This is a genomic window from Collinsella sp. LCP19S3_F2, from assembly GCF_052121015.1.
Taxonomy (GTDB): Bacteria; Actinomycetota; Coriobacteriia; order Coriobacteriales; family Coriobacteriaceae; genus Collinsella.
Window position 1 is genome coordinate 129479 of the sequence record NZ_JBQKFA010000002.1, and the last position, 16486, is coordinate 145964.

14 protein-coding genes are annotated in these 16486 nt (G+C 62.3%); 12 read left to right on the top strand and 2 right to left on the bottom strand.

Translation table 11 applies throughout. The annotated features are described in order from the left end of the window. Window positions 1-23: 23 nt before the first annotated feature. Together ACTQX9_RS02230 and ACTQX9_RS02235 are read right to left on the bottom strand one after the other, a co-directional pair. A complete protein-coding gene (locus ACTQX9_RS02230) occupies window positions 24-653 on the bottom strand; it encodes a response regulator (protein ID WP_441540360.1) in 630 nt (209 codons plus the stop codon). Then, window positions 650-1795, bottom strand: coding sequence for a sensor histidine kinase (locus tag ACTQX9_RS02235; RefSeq protein WP_441540361.1), 1146 nt, complete (start codon window positions 1793-1795; stop codon window positions 650-652). Before ACTQX9_RS02235 ends, ACTQX9_RS02230 begins: the two co-directional genes overlap by 4 nt. A gap of 166 nt (window positions 1796-1961) precedes the next feature. Here ACTQX9_RS02235 and ACTQX9_RS02240 point away from each other — a divergent pair, with 166 nt between their 5' ends. The 12 genes from ACTQX9_RS02240 (at window position 1962) to ACTQX9_RS02295 (ending at window position 16384) form a co-directional block, all read left to right on the top strand. Further along, entirely contained in the window at window positions 1962-2900 is a 939-nt protein-coding gene (locus ACTQX9_RS02240; RefSeq protein ID WP_441540362.1) for an ATP-binding cassette domain-containing protein, read from the top strand. Between the two features lie 9 nt (window positions 2901-2909). After that, window positions 2910-4097 (top strand): ABC transporter permease, encoded by a 1188-nt coding sequence (locus tag ACTQX9_RS02245; RefSeq protein WP_441540363.1) that lies wholly within the window; start codon window positions 2910-2912, stop codon window positions 4095-4097. Beyond that, complete coding sequence (locus ACTQX9_RS02250; protein WP_441540364.1) at window positions 4084-5289, top strand: ABC transporter permease; 1206 nt, start codon at window positions 4084-4086, stop codon at window positions 5287-5289. Before ACTQX9_RS02245 ends, ACTQX9_RS02250 begins: the two co-directional genes overlap by 14 nt. A 284-nt stretch (window positions 5290-5573) precedes the next feature. Continuing rightward, window positions 5574-6779: a DUF362 domain-containing protein gene (locus ACTQX9_RS02255; protein WP_441540365.1), complete on the top strand. Its 1206-nt coding sequence runs from the start codon at window positions 5574-5576 to the stop codon at window positions 6777-6779. Window positions 6780-7164: 385 nt separating this feature from the next. Continuing rightward, window positions 7165-7848 (top strand): PAQR family membrane homeostasis protein TrhA, encoded by a 684-nt coding sequence (gene trhA / locus ACTQX9_RS02260; RefSeq protein WP_427747617.1) that lies wholly within the window; start codon window positions 7165-7167, stop codon window positions 7846-7848. Between the two features lie 114 nt (window positions 7849-7962). Beyond that, the gene (locus ACTQX9_RS02265) at window positions 7963-9336 is read left to right on the top strand and encodes a hemolysin family protein (protein WP_154516597.1); all 1374 of its coding nucleotides are present in this window, start codon (window positions 7963-7965) and stop codon (window positions 9334-9336) included. A 24-nt stretch (window positions 9337-9360) separates the two neighbouring features. Beyond that, window positions 9361-10188: a cyanophycin synthetase family protein gene (locus ACTQX9_RS02270; protein WP_427718075.1), complete on the top strand. Its 828-nt coding sequence runs from the start codon at window positions 9361-9363 to the stop codon at window positions 10186-10188. A gap of 136 nt (window positions 10189-10324) precedes the next feature. Further along, the gene (locus ACTQX9_RS02275; RefSeq protein ID WP_154516595.1) at window positions 10325-10714 is read left to right on the top strand and encodes a YtxH domain-containing protein; all 390 of its coding nucleotides are present in this window, start codon (window positions 10325-10327) and stop codon (window positions 10712-10714) included. Next, window positions 10714-11469 (top strand): PRC-barrel domain containing protein, encoded by a 756-nt coding sequence (locus ACTQX9_RS02280; RefSeq protein ID WP_441540366.1) that lies wholly within the window; start codon window positions 10714-10716, stop codon window positions 11467-11469. The genes ACTQX9_RS02275 and ACTQX9_RS02280 overlap by 1 nt, the downstream gene beginning before the upstream one ends. A 72-nt stretch (window positions 11470-11541) precedes the next feature. Beyond that, window positions 11542-12948, top strand: coding sequence for a polysaccharide deacetylase family protein (locus tag ACTQX9_RS02285; protein WP_441540367.1), 1407 nt, complete (start codon window positions 11542-11544; stop codon window positions 12946-12948). 320 nt (window positions 12949-13268) lie between these two features. Continuing rightward, on the top strand, window positions 13269-15113 hold the full coding sequence (locus ACTQX9_RS02290) for a magnesium transporter (protein ID WP_427718082.1): 1845 nt from the start codon (window positions 13269-13271) through the stop codon (window positions 15111-15113). Between the two features lie 74 nt (window positions 15114-15187). After that, window positions 15188-16384 carry an Nramp family divalent metal transporter gene (locus ACTQX9_RS02295; RefSeq protein WP_427747655.1) on the top strand — a complete coding sequence of 399 codons (1197 nt, stop codon included), beginning with the start codon at window positions 15188-15190 and terminating at the stop codon, window positions 16382-16384. Window positions 16385-16486: the final 102 nt, after the last annotated feature.

The window sequence follows — 16486 nt, forward strand, 5'->3', positions numbered from 1 at the left end:
CGGGGCGGTCGGTCTTCGGGCAACTACCCTCGCAGGTAGGCGATGGCGATTTGGGTGCGGTTGCGCAGGCCCATTTTGGCCAGGATTGAGCTGATGTGGTTTCGCACGGTGCCTTCGCCCATATAGGCGGTGGCGGCAATCTCCTTGTTATCGAGGCCGCGGGCAATGAGCTCGGCGACCTCGAACTCGCGGTCGGTCAGGCTGACGAAGGCCGCGGGCCGGCGGGTCGTGCCCACCTCGACGCCCGCCCCATCAAAGTTGATATCCTCGATCGCCTTACCCTCGAGCACGCGTTTGCCGTCCATGACCTGGGCCAACGCCGGCGGAATGACAGCGACATCGGTTTTGATCAGGTAGCCGCGGGCACCCAGTTTGAGCGCCGACACAATGTACTCGTCATCCGAGAATGTCGTCAGAAATACCACGCGCGCCGCAGGGTCGCGCTCAAGGATCTCGCGGGCCGCCGAAAGCCCGTCGCGCCCCGGCATCTGAATGTCGAGCAGCGCGATATCGGGCGCGTGTTCGGCATAAAGAGCCACTGCGTCGTTGCCGTCGGCGCCGGTACCCACCACCTCGATCTGCGGCTGGGCGCCCAGGATTATCTTGAGCGAATCGACCACCAAGCGGTCGTCGTCGACAACGATGAGCCTCATCGGCCCTCATCTCCTTGCTGTTTGGGAACGGTGGCAAACACACGCCAGCCGCCGGCGCCGGCGCGCGGGCCGGCGGTGAAGGTGCCGCCAAGCGCCTCGACGCGCTCGCGCATGGAGCCGAGCCCCATGCCTCCTGTGACGTTGCGGCCGCTTGCTTGAGCCCCGCCTGCGCCATCGTCGGTAACGATGAGCTGGTAAAACGACGGATGCTCCATGCATCGTACGGTGACAGTATGGGCGCAAGCATGGCGTATGGAGTTGGAAAGCGCCTCGCGCAGGACCGCCGCAAAGCAGTTGGCGACATTTGCGGGCGCATGCTCGACCAAAACCTCAAGTTCAATCTGCGGCCCGCCATCTGAGCGCGCGCCCTCCACGATGCGCTCGAGCTGTACGGAGAGATTCGCCGCGTTGTCGTTGAGCGCGTGGACGCTCGAGCGCACGAGCCGAAGCGCTTCGTCCACGGTGCGCTTGACGTCAGCGAAGTCGGTGGCGACACCGGGCTCGTTGGCGTGGACCACGCGTAGGGCCTCGGTTTGCAGCGAGGCGCGCGTGAGCTGGTGCCCCACGTTATCGTGGATCTCGCGTGCGATGCGGGCGCGCTCGGCGAGCGTTGCGAGCTCGACCTCGTAGTCCTGGCGGTCGGCAAGGTCGCGGTTGCGCGCCTCGAGCGCGAGGGCTCGCTCCTGCAGCTCGTCGCGGGTGCGACGCACGCGCTCCTGCTCGCGCTCCAGCTGAGCGGTGCGCAGAGACAGCAAGGTGGCGGCGACTGAAAGGATGGCGGTCAACAGCAGCGCACGGGTGGGAAGCGCGCCGGCGTGGGCATATGCGACGAGTGCGCAGACAAAGATGGCGCCGGCGCCCAGCGCGACCCAGGCGTGCTCACGGCGCACGTATCGCGCGATGTCATAGAGGGCGAGGGGCGCAAACGGCACAAACGGCGGTATGAAGACGGCCGCGATGATGTAAACGTAGCTCGCTGCCTCGCTTGCACGGCGGGCACGTTCGCCTTGCGCAATTTCCGTAAGCGAGGCGACTACGACGCCAAGACAAAACGCCGCGACCAAGCAAGCATCCACAGCAAGGCCCAGAGCGGCCGCGATACAGCACGCCAGCACGATCGATTTGTCGAATAGCCTGTTCATACGGGTATTGTACGCGATGGTGCGCGCGACGATTGCTCAGGTGCCGCAACCGTGACATTCCTCCCGCCCGCCCCCGCCGCACTCGTGACAAAGCTCACTGGCGCGCGCTGGCGGCTCCTGCGATGATGCAATCGTACCGGGCCGAAATCAACAGAAGGGCCACCTCATGACAGACATCGTCCACGTCGAAAACCTCGTCAAGCGCTACGACGATCTTATCGCGCTCGACCACTTTAATCTGAGCATCGCCCCCGGCGAGATCTTTGGCCTGCTGGGCCCCAACGGCTCGGGCAAGACCACGTCCATCAACTGCATTCTGCAGCTGCTCGCCTACGACAAAGGCACCATCGAGTTGTTCGGCGAGCCCATGACGCCCGCCCGCTACGACCTCAAGCGCCGCATCGGCGTGGTGCCGCAGCAGGTGGCGGTGTTCGACGAGCTCACGGTGCGCGAGAACATCGACTATTTCTGCAGCCTCTACGTCAACGACCGCAAGCGCCGTCGCGAGCTGGTCGACGAGGCCATCGACTTTGTCGGGCTGGGCGACTTTGCCAAGTTTCGCCCCGGCAAGCTCTCGGGCGGTCTGGCGCGTCGCCTCAACATCGCCTGCGGCATCGCGCACAAGCCCGAGCTCATCTTCTTCGACGAGCCCACGGTGGCGGTCGACCCGCAGAGCCGCAACGCCATCCTGGAGGGCATCTGCCGCCTGCGCGACGAAGGCGCCACGGTGGTGTATACCAGCCATTACATGGAGGAAGTCGAGCAGATCTGCAGCCGCATCATGATCATGGACGGCGGGCGCGTGCTGGCGCAGGGCACCAACGACGAGCTCAAGCGCATGATTCAGATGGGCGAGCGCGTGACCGTCGAGGTCGGCGCCGTCGAGCTCGCCACGGTCGAGCGACTGCGCGCCCTCGAGCACGTGCTCGGCGTCGAGCTGTCCAGCGGCGAGCTCGTCTGCACCTGCGAAGCGAGCCCGCACAACCTGGTTGACATCCTCGACACGCTGCGCGCCGCCGACGTTGCGCTCGGCCGCGTGTGGAGCGAGCCGCCGACCCTCAACGACGTGTTCCTCGAGATCACCGGGCGCGAGCTGCGCGACTAGGGGGCGGCCATGTTCAACACCATTATCATTACGGTCAAGACGCTGCTGCGCCGGCCGAGCACGTGGGTTTGGGGCGCGATCTTTCCCGTCGCGCTTTCCACGATGTTCATGTTTATGTTTGCGAATCTGAGCTCCGACGGCACGGTCGACCCGGTGCCGGTGGCCGTCGTGGCGGATGAGGCCTGGGGCGCCTCGACCTTTAAGGACGTGGCGACGTCGCTTGCCAAGGAAGGCGACGACCAACTGCTCGAGATCCACGAGTTCGACGACGCAGTCGATGCGAACCGTGCTCTTAAGGCCGGGGAGGTCGCGGGCATCTATGCGGTCGATGCCGCGGGCACGCCCAAACTCACATTGCTTTCGAGCTATGACAGCTCGCGTGCGACGTCGGTGCTCACCGACCGCAGCATCCTGGAGACGGTGGCAAGCTCGTATACGCAAAATGCCGAGCTCATGTCCCAGATTGCCCAGGACAACCCGGCGGCGCTCGCCGACCCGGAGGCGGTTGCGCGCGCCCTGTCGCTTGAGGGCGGCACTCGCCGTGTGAGCCTGACGCGTGCCACGCCCGATGGCACGGTCATCTACTACTACGCGCTCTTTGGCCTGGTCGCGATGATGTCTGCCGAGTTTGCCGCCTTGAGCGTCGTCGACCTGCAGCCCAATCTGTCGGGCCTTGGCGCGCGTCGCTGCGTGGGCGGTCTTTCCAAGACGGCATCGCTGGCCGGTATCTTTGTGGGCTCGTGGCTGGTCTCCTTTGCTTCGATGGCGATTGCGATCGGCTACGTGCGCCTGGTCGTGGGCGTCGGCTTTGGCGGGCGCGAGGGGCTGTGTCTGGTGGGTGGCGCCGTGTCCGCGCTTGCCGCGACGGGTCTGGGCCTTTTTGTGGGCACGCTTCCCGTTAAGGGCGGCAAGGCGTCCAAGTCGGGCATCCTCACGGGCTTTGCCACCACGTGCGCCCTGTTCGCCGGCCTCTACGGCGAGCCGGCGATGGCGCTTGCCGACGACGTCGCCCGCGCCTGTCCGGCCGAGTGCTGGCTCAACCCCGTCAAGCTTATCTGCGACATGTTCAACCGCCTGTATTTCTTTGAGGACCTGGGCCCCTTTGCCGTTCGCGCTGGCGCGCTGGTCCTTATGGCGTTGCTGTTCGTTGCCGCCGCCACGCTGATCTTTGGAAGGAGCCGCTATGAGCACCTTTAAGACTGCGCTTCGCATGGCGCTGGCGCACCCGTTCTACCTGCTCATCTATACGGTGTTCATCTCGCTCATGGGCGTATTCATCGCGGCCTCGGTGAGCTGGAACTCGTCGCAGCTCACCGAGTACGAGCCCTACGACACCAACGTGATCGTGGTCGACCGCGACAACAGCGATCTTTCGCGTGCGCTTACCAAGCACCTGGGCTCGCGCTTTGATCTGGTCACGGGTATCGGCGAGGACACCTACGACCTTGCGGACGCGCTCTCCAAGAGCAACAGCGCCAAGGGTAGCGCCGATTGCGTGTTCTTTATTCCGGAGGGGTTTGAGGACGACCTCGTTGCAGCCGCCCGAGCGGGGGAGCCCCTGCCCAAGCTCGATGTGACCTACGGTGCCGGCACCATGGCGGCGGCGCTTTCGTCTGCCGAGGCCTCGCGCTGGATCTCGCTCGCGGGCGCTGCGGCCGCACTTGATCCTACTGCCTCCGACGGTGACGTCGCCAAGGCCGCCGAGCATGCCGCCGCCAAGCGCGCGGAGGTCGAGATCGAGCAGGTCAAGGTCGACTCGACAGCCGCCGCCACGCTTGAGTCGTATTTCAACTTTGGCGCGTACGCGATTATCTCGTCGGTCATCGTGTCGGTGGGGCTGGTGTTCTCGGGCATGAACGAACCCGAGCGCGTGCGCCGCATGGAGGCCGGCCCAATCTCCGAGCGCCAGCGCTCCCTTGCCGTGTTTGCGGCCGCTGCCGTGATCACCGTCTGCATCTGGTTTGTGTCGAGCATGATGGGCGTCGTGGGCTTTGCCGGCGCGGTCGCCGAGGTCGGCGTGGACCGCGTGTGTCTGGCGCTAGCGGCGACGTTTGCCCTGGCGTGCACGCCGCTGGCCGTTGGCTTTGCGTTGTCGGGCTTGGGCGCGCGCGAGGAGCTGCTCAACGGTGTGGGTAACCTGCTCGGCATGCTCATGACGTTTTTGGGCGGCGCCTGGATGCCGCTGTCGCTGATGGGCCCGGCCGTGCAGACGGTGGCGCACTTTGTACCGACGTTTTGGGTGAACGACGCGATCGGCAAGGCGCTCGCCGCGGATCTGACGTCCGCCGTGCTGGGAGACATCGCCTGCGATCTGGGCGTCACGGTGCTCTTTGCCGCGGCCATCGCTGCCGTAGGCCTAGCCCTCGCACGCGCCAAATCCCACGCCTAGCTATCTAATCATTGGGGACGTTCTTAAACGACTAGTCACGGGGAACAGTCTTTGCCGATTCGGCGGCTCGCCAGCCAGCTGGAAAGGACTGTCCCTGGCTGCCGGCAGGAAAGGAACGTCCCTAGCTTCCAGGTGGCGAGGCACTCATTTAAGTCCGTCCCCAATGAGTGGTTTCAGTCATTTAAGTCTGTCCCCAATGACTAGGCGCCGTACTTGACATTGACCCCGCTTTAACGGGTACCATCCTCTATGTCTGTAACGCAATATAGACCGAGGGGATATATATGACCGCAACTTCACCCGCAGCACCCGCTAAGGTGTACTTCACCAACTTGCGTACGCATGCTCGCGAGAGCCAGCTTGACAAGCTCAAGCGCCTCATCCGCCGCGCCGGTATTGAGCAGATCGACTTTGAGAACAAGTTCGTCGCTATCAAGATTCACTTTGGCGAGCTGGGCAACCTGAGCTTTTTGCGCCCCAACTACGCCCGCGCCGTCGCGGATGTCGTGAAGGAGCTGGGCGGCAAGCCCTTCCTCACCGACTGCAACACGCTCTATGTCGGTAGCCGCAAAAACGCGCTCGAGCACATCGACACCGCTTATCAGAACGGCTTTACCCCGTATGCCACGGGTTGCCAGATCATCATCGCCGACGGCCTCAAGGGTACCGACGAGGCGCTCGTCCCGGTCGAGGGCGGCGAGTACGTGCGCGAGGCCAAGATCGGTCAGGCACTCATGGATGCCGATATCGTGATTAGCCTCACCCACTTTAAGGGCCATGAGCAGGCCGGTTTTGGCGGCGCCATGAAGAACCTGGGCATGGGAGGCGGCAGCCGTGCCGGCAAGATGGAGCAGCATGCCGCCGGCAAGCCGAACGTTGCGACCGAGCACTGCATTGGCTGCCGTGCCTGCGAAAAGATCTGCGCGCACAACGCTATCTCGTTCGACGACACCCGCGAGCGCGAGCTTGCCAGCGGCGCTACTCGCACGGTGCACGTGGCTGCCATCGACCACGATCGCTGCGTGGGCTGCGGACGCTGCATCGGCGTGTGCAACCAGGACGCCATCAAGCCCGTCTATGACGCCGCGGCCGACGTGCTCAACTGCAAGATCGCCGAGTACACCAAGGCCGTCGTCGACGGCCGCCCGAGCTTCCACATCTCGCTTGCCATGGATATCAGCCCCAACTGTGATTGCCATCCCGAAAACGATACGCCCATCGTCAACGATATCGGCATGTTCGCGAGCTTCGACCCGGTCGCCATCGACCAGGCCTGTGCCGATGCCGTCATGGCGTCCGAGCCGCTGCCCAACACCGAGCTCACCGATAGCGCGGCCAAGATGGAGCATAACCACGAGCATCTGGAGGGCGAGCAGGCGCGTGACCCCTTCTGCATCACGCATCCCGACACCGACTGGCGCACGTGCATCGCGCACGCCGAGAAGATCGGCCTGGGCACGAGCAAGTACGAGCTTATCGAGGTCAAATAGCGCCTAGCTATTGGACAATATAAGCGCCTTTGTGGCGTAATTCGAGCAAAAGCCGCTCGCGAGCACAGCGCTCACGGGCGGCTTTCCGGAAGTATGCGGCAAATTTCGAGACCGCCGAGCACACGACATTTTTTGGCAACAAAACCCCTGATAAATTGTTGGTAAAACTGCGGTCTGGTCGGCAGTTCCAGATTTTGCCGCATACTTCCGAAGGCGGGAGCCAAAACGGTCCTCCAGCGCTGTAACCAACCATGATTGTTCGCCGTTGATGCGTCAACAAGCAAAGAATGGGTAAACAAGGGGTCACGTATGGTGCAAATTTCGCACGTACCCAGACGCTTTGATATAGTGTTGAGAACTCTTTACGTTGGAGGATGTAACCGGCATGTCCGATTCGAGCGACAGTTCTAAGCCGCGACCCAAGACCGCGGCCGTTCCACACTACACGGTGGGTGAGGAGATCATGAACTCCGTCACCCATGGTGTCGGTTGCCTGCTGGGCATCGCGGGCCTGGTGCTCCTGATCGTATTTGCCGCTCTTCGCGGCGGAGGCCCGGCTCACATGGCCGCGGCGATTGTCTATGGCGTCAGTATTATCCTCGAATACCTAGCCTCTACGCTCTACCACGCGATTCAGCCCGCACGCGCCAAGCGCGTGTTTCGCATCATCGACCACAGCTGCATCTACCTGCTCATAGCCGGCAGCTATACGCCGTTTTGCCTCATCACACTGGCAAACGATGGCGGCCCTATGCTGTTCTTTGCCGTATGGGCCATCGCCATTATCGGCATCGCCCTCGAGTGCTTTATGCGCGAGCGTCAACCGCACTGGGTAAGCGGCCTGGTCTACCTGCTGATGGGCTGGCTCGTCGTCTTTAAGCTGCCCGAGCTCGTGTCGCTGCTCAACCCCGTGGCACTTGCCCTGCTCGCTGTCGGCGGCGTGTGCTACACCGTGGGCGTGCCGTTCTACATCGCTAAAAACGTGCGCTACCTGCACAGTGTGTTTCACTTGTGGGTGCTCGCCGGCAGTATCTTCCAGTTCATGGCGGTGATCCTCTTCGTAATCTAGCGATCACGTCTGTGCCTGCGGACCCATCCAAGCGGCCGCCGGACGCAACTGCCCTATCCGTTATCTACGCTTGCTACCTAACGTCCCGAATCTTGGAGGTTCGAGAAACTCCCGATGGACATAACCATCTCCCTTATCACCACCCTCGTTTTGACCCTCATCAACGGCTACTTCTCTATGTCCGAGATGGCGCTCACCACGGCAAAGCGCGCCGTGCTGGAGCACGAGGCCGAGGAAGGCGACAAACGCGCCGAGCGCGCCGTTAAGCTGGCCGCCGACTCCGACCAGCTGCTCGCCACCATCCAGGTCGCCATCACGCTCGTGGGCTTTGCCTCGTCCGCCGTCGCCTCGACGAGCCTGTCCGACCCGCTCGCCACGTGGCTCATGAGCTTTGGCATAGCGCCGCTCTCTGCCATCGCGCGCGGACTGGCACCGGTCATCATCACCGTTGCGGTCGCCTTCGTGTCCATCGTGATTGGCGAGCTTGTGCCCAAGCGCATTGGTCTGGCCAATGCCGAAGGCGTGTCCAAGCAGGTCGTGGGGCCGCTGTCGTTTTTCCAAAAGATCGCCCGTCCGCTCGTGTGGCTGACTGGTGCTTGCTCCGATGGTCTGGCCCGCATCCTGCGCATCAAGAGCGCCGACGATCGCCAAAACGTCTCGGAGGAAGAGATTAAGTACATGGTCTCGGAGCAGGACGACCTGCTCGACGAGGAAAAGCGTATGATCCACGAGATCTTCGACCTGGGCGATACCGTTGCCCGCGAGGTCATGGTGCCGCGCGTGGACACCACCATGTGCGAGGACGACGAGACGGTCGCCGACGTGCTGTCCACTATGCGCCAGACCGGCTTTAGCCGCATCCCCGTCTATCACGAAGATCCCGACAACGTGGCGGGCATCGCGCACATCAAGGACCTGATTCAGCCCTCGCTCGACGGCGAGGGCGACCAGCCCATCGCCGGTTATTTGCGCGACGCCACCTTTGTGCCCGACACCAAGGACATCCTGCCGCTGCTGTCCGAGATGCAGACTTCGCACGACCAGATCGTGGTGGTCGTGGACGAGTACGGCGGCACGGCTGGCATCATTACCATCGAGGACATCGTCGAGGAGATCGTGGGCGAGATCGAGGACGAGTTCGACCCCGACAACAAGTACCTCACGCGTCTTTCGCGCCGTGAGTGGCTCGTCGATGGGCGTTTTTCGTGCGATGATGCGATTGAGCTTGGTTGGCCGCTCGAGGAAAGCGATGATTATGAGACCATCGCCGGCTGGATTTTGGAACTTTGCGACTCGGTGCCCGACATCGGAGAGGTGTTTGAGGTTGCAGGGTACAAGTTCAAGGTGCAGTCGATGCGTGGCCAGCGCATCTCGCTTATTCGCGTGATCGCTCCGGCCGAAACCGATAAGAAGGATTCCGAGTCCTCGGCAGATAAGCCGGCGACGCCGGGCGCGGGCTCTGCGGGCCCGCACGACGGCGACGAGTAGGGCAAGGAAGAGTAGGGGAGAGTTATGGCAGGCCTGTTCAACATCCTTAAGGTCACCGTCAGCGAGGACAAGATCTGCGCGCATGTGCTGGTGAACCCCGGCATGCCGCTCATGACCTCGGAGGACATCGAGGCCACGGCGCGCGTGTACTACCTGGTGCCCGCGATTGCCAAGCACCTGTGCCTAGGCGATTCCGGTCGTGAATTCCAGGACTGCATGGGCCAGACCGAGCTTTGCCATCTGCTGGAGCACGTGACAGTGGAGCTCATGAACGAGACCGGTCTCGCCGGCAGCATTTCGTGCGGCCGTACCCGCGTAAGCGAGCACGATGAGCGTGTCTTTGAGGTTGAGCTTTCATGCCCCGATGACGCGCTGGCCATCGGCGCGCTGTCTTCGGCGACCTTTATGATGGACTGGGCTTATCTGCACGCCGACCAGCCTGCCCCTGACGTGGAGGGCACGGTCGCGGGCCTGCGCAACCTGGTGCTGGGTATGCGCGCCGAGGCCGAGGGCAAGGATCCGCACGAGGCCATCGCCGCCGCAAACGCCGAGGACGGGGCCGAAGGCGAGGCTCCTGCCGATTCCGAACCCGGCGTCGAGGCAGCTGCTGAGGAAGCTGTCGAGTCCGAGCCCGCGGAGCCCCAGGGTGTCCCGAGCTTTGACGATGAGCTGCAGGAGGCAATCGATACCGAGGGCGCGACCGCCGAGAGCCACGAGGCCCCCGCTGCCGTCTACGGTGGCGCGGCGACGGTTCCGGCAGGCCCCGCACAGGAAGGTGCGCTTCCGCTCGTTGATGGCGCCGGCGAGGACCCGGCCGCCACGGTGGCCATGCCTGCCATACCGCAGGAGTAGGCTCACTCGCTTATCACCATCATGTACCTGCGCTTTTACCGTACGCAGATGAGCGCGACGGCAAGTGTTGCGCTGCGGGTATAATGGACAGCATTCAAACGGTGGGCATCGAGGTGCCCGCAGGAGAGGAATGATCATGGGAAAGACTTTCAGCTTTGTTTCCGGTGCGCTCTTTGGCGCTGCCGCCGGCGCTATCATCGGCGTTGCTCTGGCCCCGCGCTCGGGTGCCGAGACCCGTGCCATGGCCGCCGATATCGCCAACGATGCCTGGGACAACATGCGCGACACCTACGAGCACGGTGCCGAGGAGGCTCGTGCCGCGGTCAACGACTTTGGTCCGATGGTCGACGCCAAGACCGATGACCTGCGCGCCAAGGTCGACCTGGCCCGCGAGCGCATGGACCAGCTTCGCGAGCAGCTCAACGACGCCATCTCGGGCGGCAACGTGACGCCCGCTGCCGACGTCGTGGTCGAGAACGTCACTGAGGCCGACACCGAGGCCACGGAGCCCTCGACCGAGGCATAATGCGCGCAGGGGATTTTGTCGGCGTCAAGGTTTATCGTAAGCCTGCCGAAGACAAGCGCACCAAAAAGGACGGCACGCCGCGCAGCCCCAAAAAGCTCGGCAAGATTCACTTTCCGGTCTTTACCCCGGGCGGTACGCGCGTGGTGGGCTTTATGGTTCGCCAGTCCGATATCGCGGGCATGATCGAGCGCCCCGATCGATTTGTGGCGCTCGATGCCATCGGCGTCTATGAGGGTGCTGTCGCGGTCGACGACGTCAAGGGCACCTACGATGCCGCCGCGGCCAAGCGCCTCGATATCAACCTGGACGACTGCATCATCTGGGTTGGCATGGACGTGCGCACGGAATCGGGCGATGTCGTGGGCTACTGCTCGGACGTTGAGTTCAAGCCGCGTTCGGGTATCGTGCAGACGTTCTACGTGACCGCCGGCACTGCCTCGAGTGTGCTGGTGGGCGACACACAGATGCCGCCGGCGATGCTGCGCGGCTACGAGAACGGCGCGATGATCGTCTCGGACGAGGTCAAGTCGCTCGGGTATTCGGGCGGCGCGGCCGCCAAGGCTGCCGAGGCCAGTGTCGTGGTGGGCGATAAGGTCAAGAAGGGCGCCAAGGTGCTCGATGACAAGGGGTCGGCCGCCGTGGACAAGGGCAGTCGCGCACTGGGCAAGCAGCTCGGCAAGACGCGCGGTATGTTCAAGGCCTTTAAGGACGAATATCAAAAGGCGAGCGGGGGCTCGTCAAAAGCTAGCAAATAGCGACGTACCAAATGACGGGGGGCGAGCCGGAGACATGTTGCTCCGGCTCGCTGTGTTTATGGGGGAGGGCACATGCGCCAAAACGGATCTAACTTAAACGGGCGCTCGGGTGCGCGTCCGACGGCGCGACGCGACCTGGGGCAGCTGCCCAGCGGTCAGCGTCGACGTCGCCGTAAACCCGGCGCGATGTACCTCAACCATAGCCGTGGGTTTAGCGATCGCAGCGCGCGCATCGGCAACGGGCGCTCACCGCGCCGACCGTCCCGCCTGCCCTATGCGCTCATCGCTGTCGGCTGTGCGCTCGTGCTGTTTATCGCTGCCGTCGTGGGCTATGTCAATCGCAGCGTGGACATTGTACTCAATGGGGAGCAGGCTTCGGTGCGTGTGGGCTCCACGTTGCAGAACCTTATCGATGATCAAGGCCTGACCGACACCTACGATGCCGGCGACTTGTTGGCTGTCGACGATAGCGTGCTTACCCGCCGTGGCGGCGAAAAGCTGTCGGTGAAGGTGGACGGCAAACGGGTGAAGCAGGGCAAGTGGAATAGCCGCGAGCTAACGGGCGGCGAGAAAGTGACGGTCAAAGACGGCCGCGACACGTACGAGAAGCACGAGGTCCAGGTCACGACCATTGAGCCCAAGTTGAAGGTCGAGGGCACGGGCGCTATCGAATACGTTAAAACCTGGGGCGTTCGGGGCCGCTCCGAGGTATGGGTCGGCGAGCAGTCGGGCAAGACGCAGGACCGCGGCGAGGTCGTGCCCGCCACCGACTGTGTAGTCGAGTGCGCGAGCGTAGCGCCCAAGGGCAACGAAAAGTACGTGGCCCTGACATTTGACGAGGGTCCGAGCGGCGCGACCAAGCAGGTCTTGCAGGTGCTCAAGGAAAAGGGCGTCACGGCGACGTTCTTCCTTTTGGGCGATGCTGCGGAAGCCTCGCCCGCTACTGCCAAAGCGATTGTCGATGCCGGATGCGAGATCGGCTCCAACAGCTACAGCGATGATTCGCTCAAGGGCGAGGATCGCGAGGCGGTGCGCAAGCAGATCACGAAGGGCACCGAGGCGATTAAGTCGGCGACCGGCGTCGAGACGATGTTGCTGCGTGCTCCCTATGCCGCGTTTGACGAGCAAAACTGGATCGATGCGATGGACCTGGTGTCTGCCGTGGTCTCGTGGAATGTCGATTCGGGCGACTGGCTGCTCAACGGCGCCGACGAACAGGTTTCGACAGTGCTCGAATCGGTGACTCCGGGCAACATTGTTTTGTTCACCGATAGCGACGAGTGCTCCGAACAGACGCTCGAAGCGCTGCCGCAGATCATCGATGGCCTTGTCGCCAAGGGCTACAAGATCGTGACGCTGAGCGATTTGGTGAAGACGGATACGTCGCTGAGCAAAAAACTCACCTCGCTAACTAAGACTTCCATGCCCAAGAACGCCGTGTTTCCCCAGCTCGCCGAAGATAACGACACCGCAGACTAGTCATGGGGGACGTTCTTAAACGACTATGTCACGGATGCGTCAGCGTTTGATATGCCTGCGATGTTTGGAGCATAAATTTGGCGTCACGGCGCGATGCTGATGCTATAGTTACTGCGGATAACAAGGGTCAAGAGAAAGGTTGCAGGTGAAATCCAAACCTCGACCATACAGTCGATGACCCCTTGCAGGTGCTTCTTGCGCATGCACGGGGTGTGAGCGCCGAGCGGTGTGCCGCCCGCGCATGCGTATACATATCTAAAAGTCCACGGATGGCGTGCCGGCATGGCCACGGTCCGAAGGAATAATGATGGGGAGCACCAGTGAATTATCTGAGTGAGATGCTCAAGCTGCCGGTCTTGGACGTCGATGGCGAAAAGCTCGGCGTTGTGAACGATTTTGGCATTGCTACCGGCGAAGTTTTTCCGCACGTGACGTCGCTCGCGTTCCGCGGTCCCGGCAAGACGCCGTTTATGATCAGCTGGCGAAAATGGGTCGACCGTATCGACGAGACGGGCGTATACCTTAAGACGTCGGCCACCGAAATCCGTTTTTCGTACCTGCAGCCGACCGAACTCTTGCTCGCGCGCGACGTGCTCAATAAACAAATCGTCGACACGCAGGGCATGAAGGTTGTGCGCGTAAACGACATCAAGTTTTCCATGTCGGGCGAAAATCAGCTGCGCCTGCTGGGTGCCGAAGTTGGTGCCCGCGGTCTGCTGCGCGCAATCAGCCCCGCTCTTGAACATGTCGTCGAGGGCTTTATGAAGCACCTGGGCAAACCGCTCGGCGAGGACATCATCGCCTGGTCCTACATGGACCTGCTCGATCGATCGACTAAGAACATCCAGCTGTCGGTGTCGCATAAGACGCTCGGCGAGCTGCATCCTGCCGACATTGCCGACATTATCGAGCAGCTCGATCCTCGCCTGCGCGCGCAGGTGTTCGCGCAGCTCGACACCGCCCAGGCCGCCGAGGCCATCTCGGAGTTCGATGACGACGAGCTCATGACCGAGATGCTCGAGGGCCTGTCCGACACGGATGCGTCGTCGATGCTGGCCATGATGGACCCGGACGACGCCGCCGACCTGATCGACGAGCTCGATTACGAGAAGGCCGAGAAGCTCCTGCGCCTGATGGGCGTTCAGGAGGAGAAGGCGATTCGTAACCTGCTGGGCTATGAGGAAAACACTGCCGGCCGCATTATGACCTCGGAGTTTGTCTCCCTGCCTGCCACGGCGACGGTCGGTGACGCTATCGAGGCGATCCGCAAGCTCGACGAGGATTTCGAAAGCGTCTACTACGTCTATACCGAGGATCCGAGCGGTATGCTGACCGGTGTGCTCTCGCTGCGCACGCTGATCGTGGCCGACCGCGACGCCACGCTGGGCCAGCTGGCCTACCGCGACCTGGTTTATGTGTCGCCCGACGAGGACCAGGAAGACGTAACGGACGAGATGACCAAGTACGACCTGGTCGCCATCCCCGTCTGCGATGAGAACCGCCACATCTTGGGCATTGTGACCTTCGACGACGCCATGGACGTTATCGCCGAGGAGCACCAGGAGGACCTGCAGATCGCAGGCGTCGGCTCGGGCGATAGCGCGTCCGACGACTCGACGAATGTGCTCAGCTGGTTTGTGCATCGCCAGTACTGGGTTGTCGTGTGGGGCATTGCCTCGTGCATCATGGCGGCAGTGCTGGGGACGGCGCTGGGCTCCGCACATCTGGTGGTGTTCCCCATGTGCGCCATGCCGCTCGTGCTGCTGGCTGCCTCGCGTATGGTGTCGTTCGTCAAGAACTACTTCCTGGAGTACGACGGCCATGACGATGAACCCAAGCCGTATCTGGGATTCTTCTTCCAGAGCACGGGCATGGGCCTGATCCTGTCGCTCGTGACCTACCTGTGCGCTCAGCTGGTGCGCACCACGGCGTTCCCCGACGCGCCCATGCTTGAGGAGCAGCTCTTTACCGGCTGCTTTAACATCGCGGCTATCGTCTGCCTGATTGGCAACATGAGCGCTGTGATTTACCTGATGGTGCTGTTCTGGCGTGACGAGCACGACCTCAATACGTCGGGTACCGCCATGAACGTCATTGCCGTCATGATCTCGTGCGTGGCGTACTGTGCCGCTGCGGTGTTGCTCACCATGTCGGTCATGGGTTAGGTGGTCGCGTGCAAAATAGCAAGCAAAAGCAGGGCACCAAGCAAAAGCTGACCATCGCGGCCATCTTTGGTGCCATGGGCCCTGGCCTTCTGGCGGCGCTTTCGGGCAATGACGCCGGCGGCATAGCCACGTATTCCAGCGCCGGTGCCAGCTATGGTTACAAGATGCTCTGGATGCTTCCCGTCATGACCGTGCTGCTCATCGTGACGCAGGAGACCGCGGCGCGTTGCGGCTGCGTGACGGGCAAGGGCCTGGCCTCGCTCATTCGCGAGCGCTTTGGCGTGCGCAAGAGCGTGCTGGCCATGGCGGCGCTGCTGATTGCCAACACAGCCGTGACCATTTCGGAGTTTGCGGGTATCGCGAGCGGCCTTGCCCTCTTTGGCGTGCCGGCGAGCATCTCGGTGCCGCTTGTGGCGCTGATGGTTTGGATGCTTACCATGTCGGGTAGCTTCCAGCGCATCGAGAAGATTCTGTTGCTGGTGAGCTGCGTGTTTGTGACCTACATTGTCGCTGCAATTATGGCTGGTCCCAGTTGGGGCGAGGTGGCGGTCGATCTGGTTGTACCCAACATTCAAAATGACCCCAGCTACGTGTCGCTTGTGGTCGCGACGATCGGTACCACCATCGCGCCCTGGATGATTTTCCTGGCACAGAACAACGTGGTCGATAAGAATGCGGGCGAGGACGATATCGTGTTGCAGCGCATCGATACCGTGAGCGGCTCGATTGCCGCCGATGTCATTGCCGGTTTTATTATCATCACGACCGGTACGGTATTGTTCCCCGCGGGCATTCAGATTAGCGATGCTGCAGACGCTGCCCGCGCGCTGGAGCCCATTGCGGGCCAGTGGTCCACGGTGCTGTTTGCCTCGGGCCTGGTTGCGGCGAGCTTCTTGGCCGCCTGTGTGCTGCCGGGCGTTACATCCAGCGCTATCTGCGAGGCGTTTGGCTGGGAGCGCGGTGCCGATCGCAGCTGGGACGAGGCCCCGGTCTATCGCGGCATCATTACGGCAATCATTGGCATTTCTGCCGTGCTGGTGCTCATGCCCGGCGTCGACCTGTTCCAGATTATGATGACCTCGCAAGTCATCAACGGCGTGTTGCTGCCCGTGGTTCTGGTGTTTCAGGTGGTTATTGCCGCCGATCGACACATTATGGGCGCCAACCGCAACGGCCGTGTGTGGAATGTGCTCACTTGGGCGACTATCGGCGTTATTACGGTGCTGACGGTCGTTATGTTTGTTCTGCAAGCGATGGGCTACAGCGCGTAGCACCTCTCTTGGACTCTAAACAGGCCGCTGCCATGGGCTGCGGCCTGTTTTTGTCTGCTATAGGGTGCTAGTTATATACCGATGTGCAGCTATAAAGCCGCC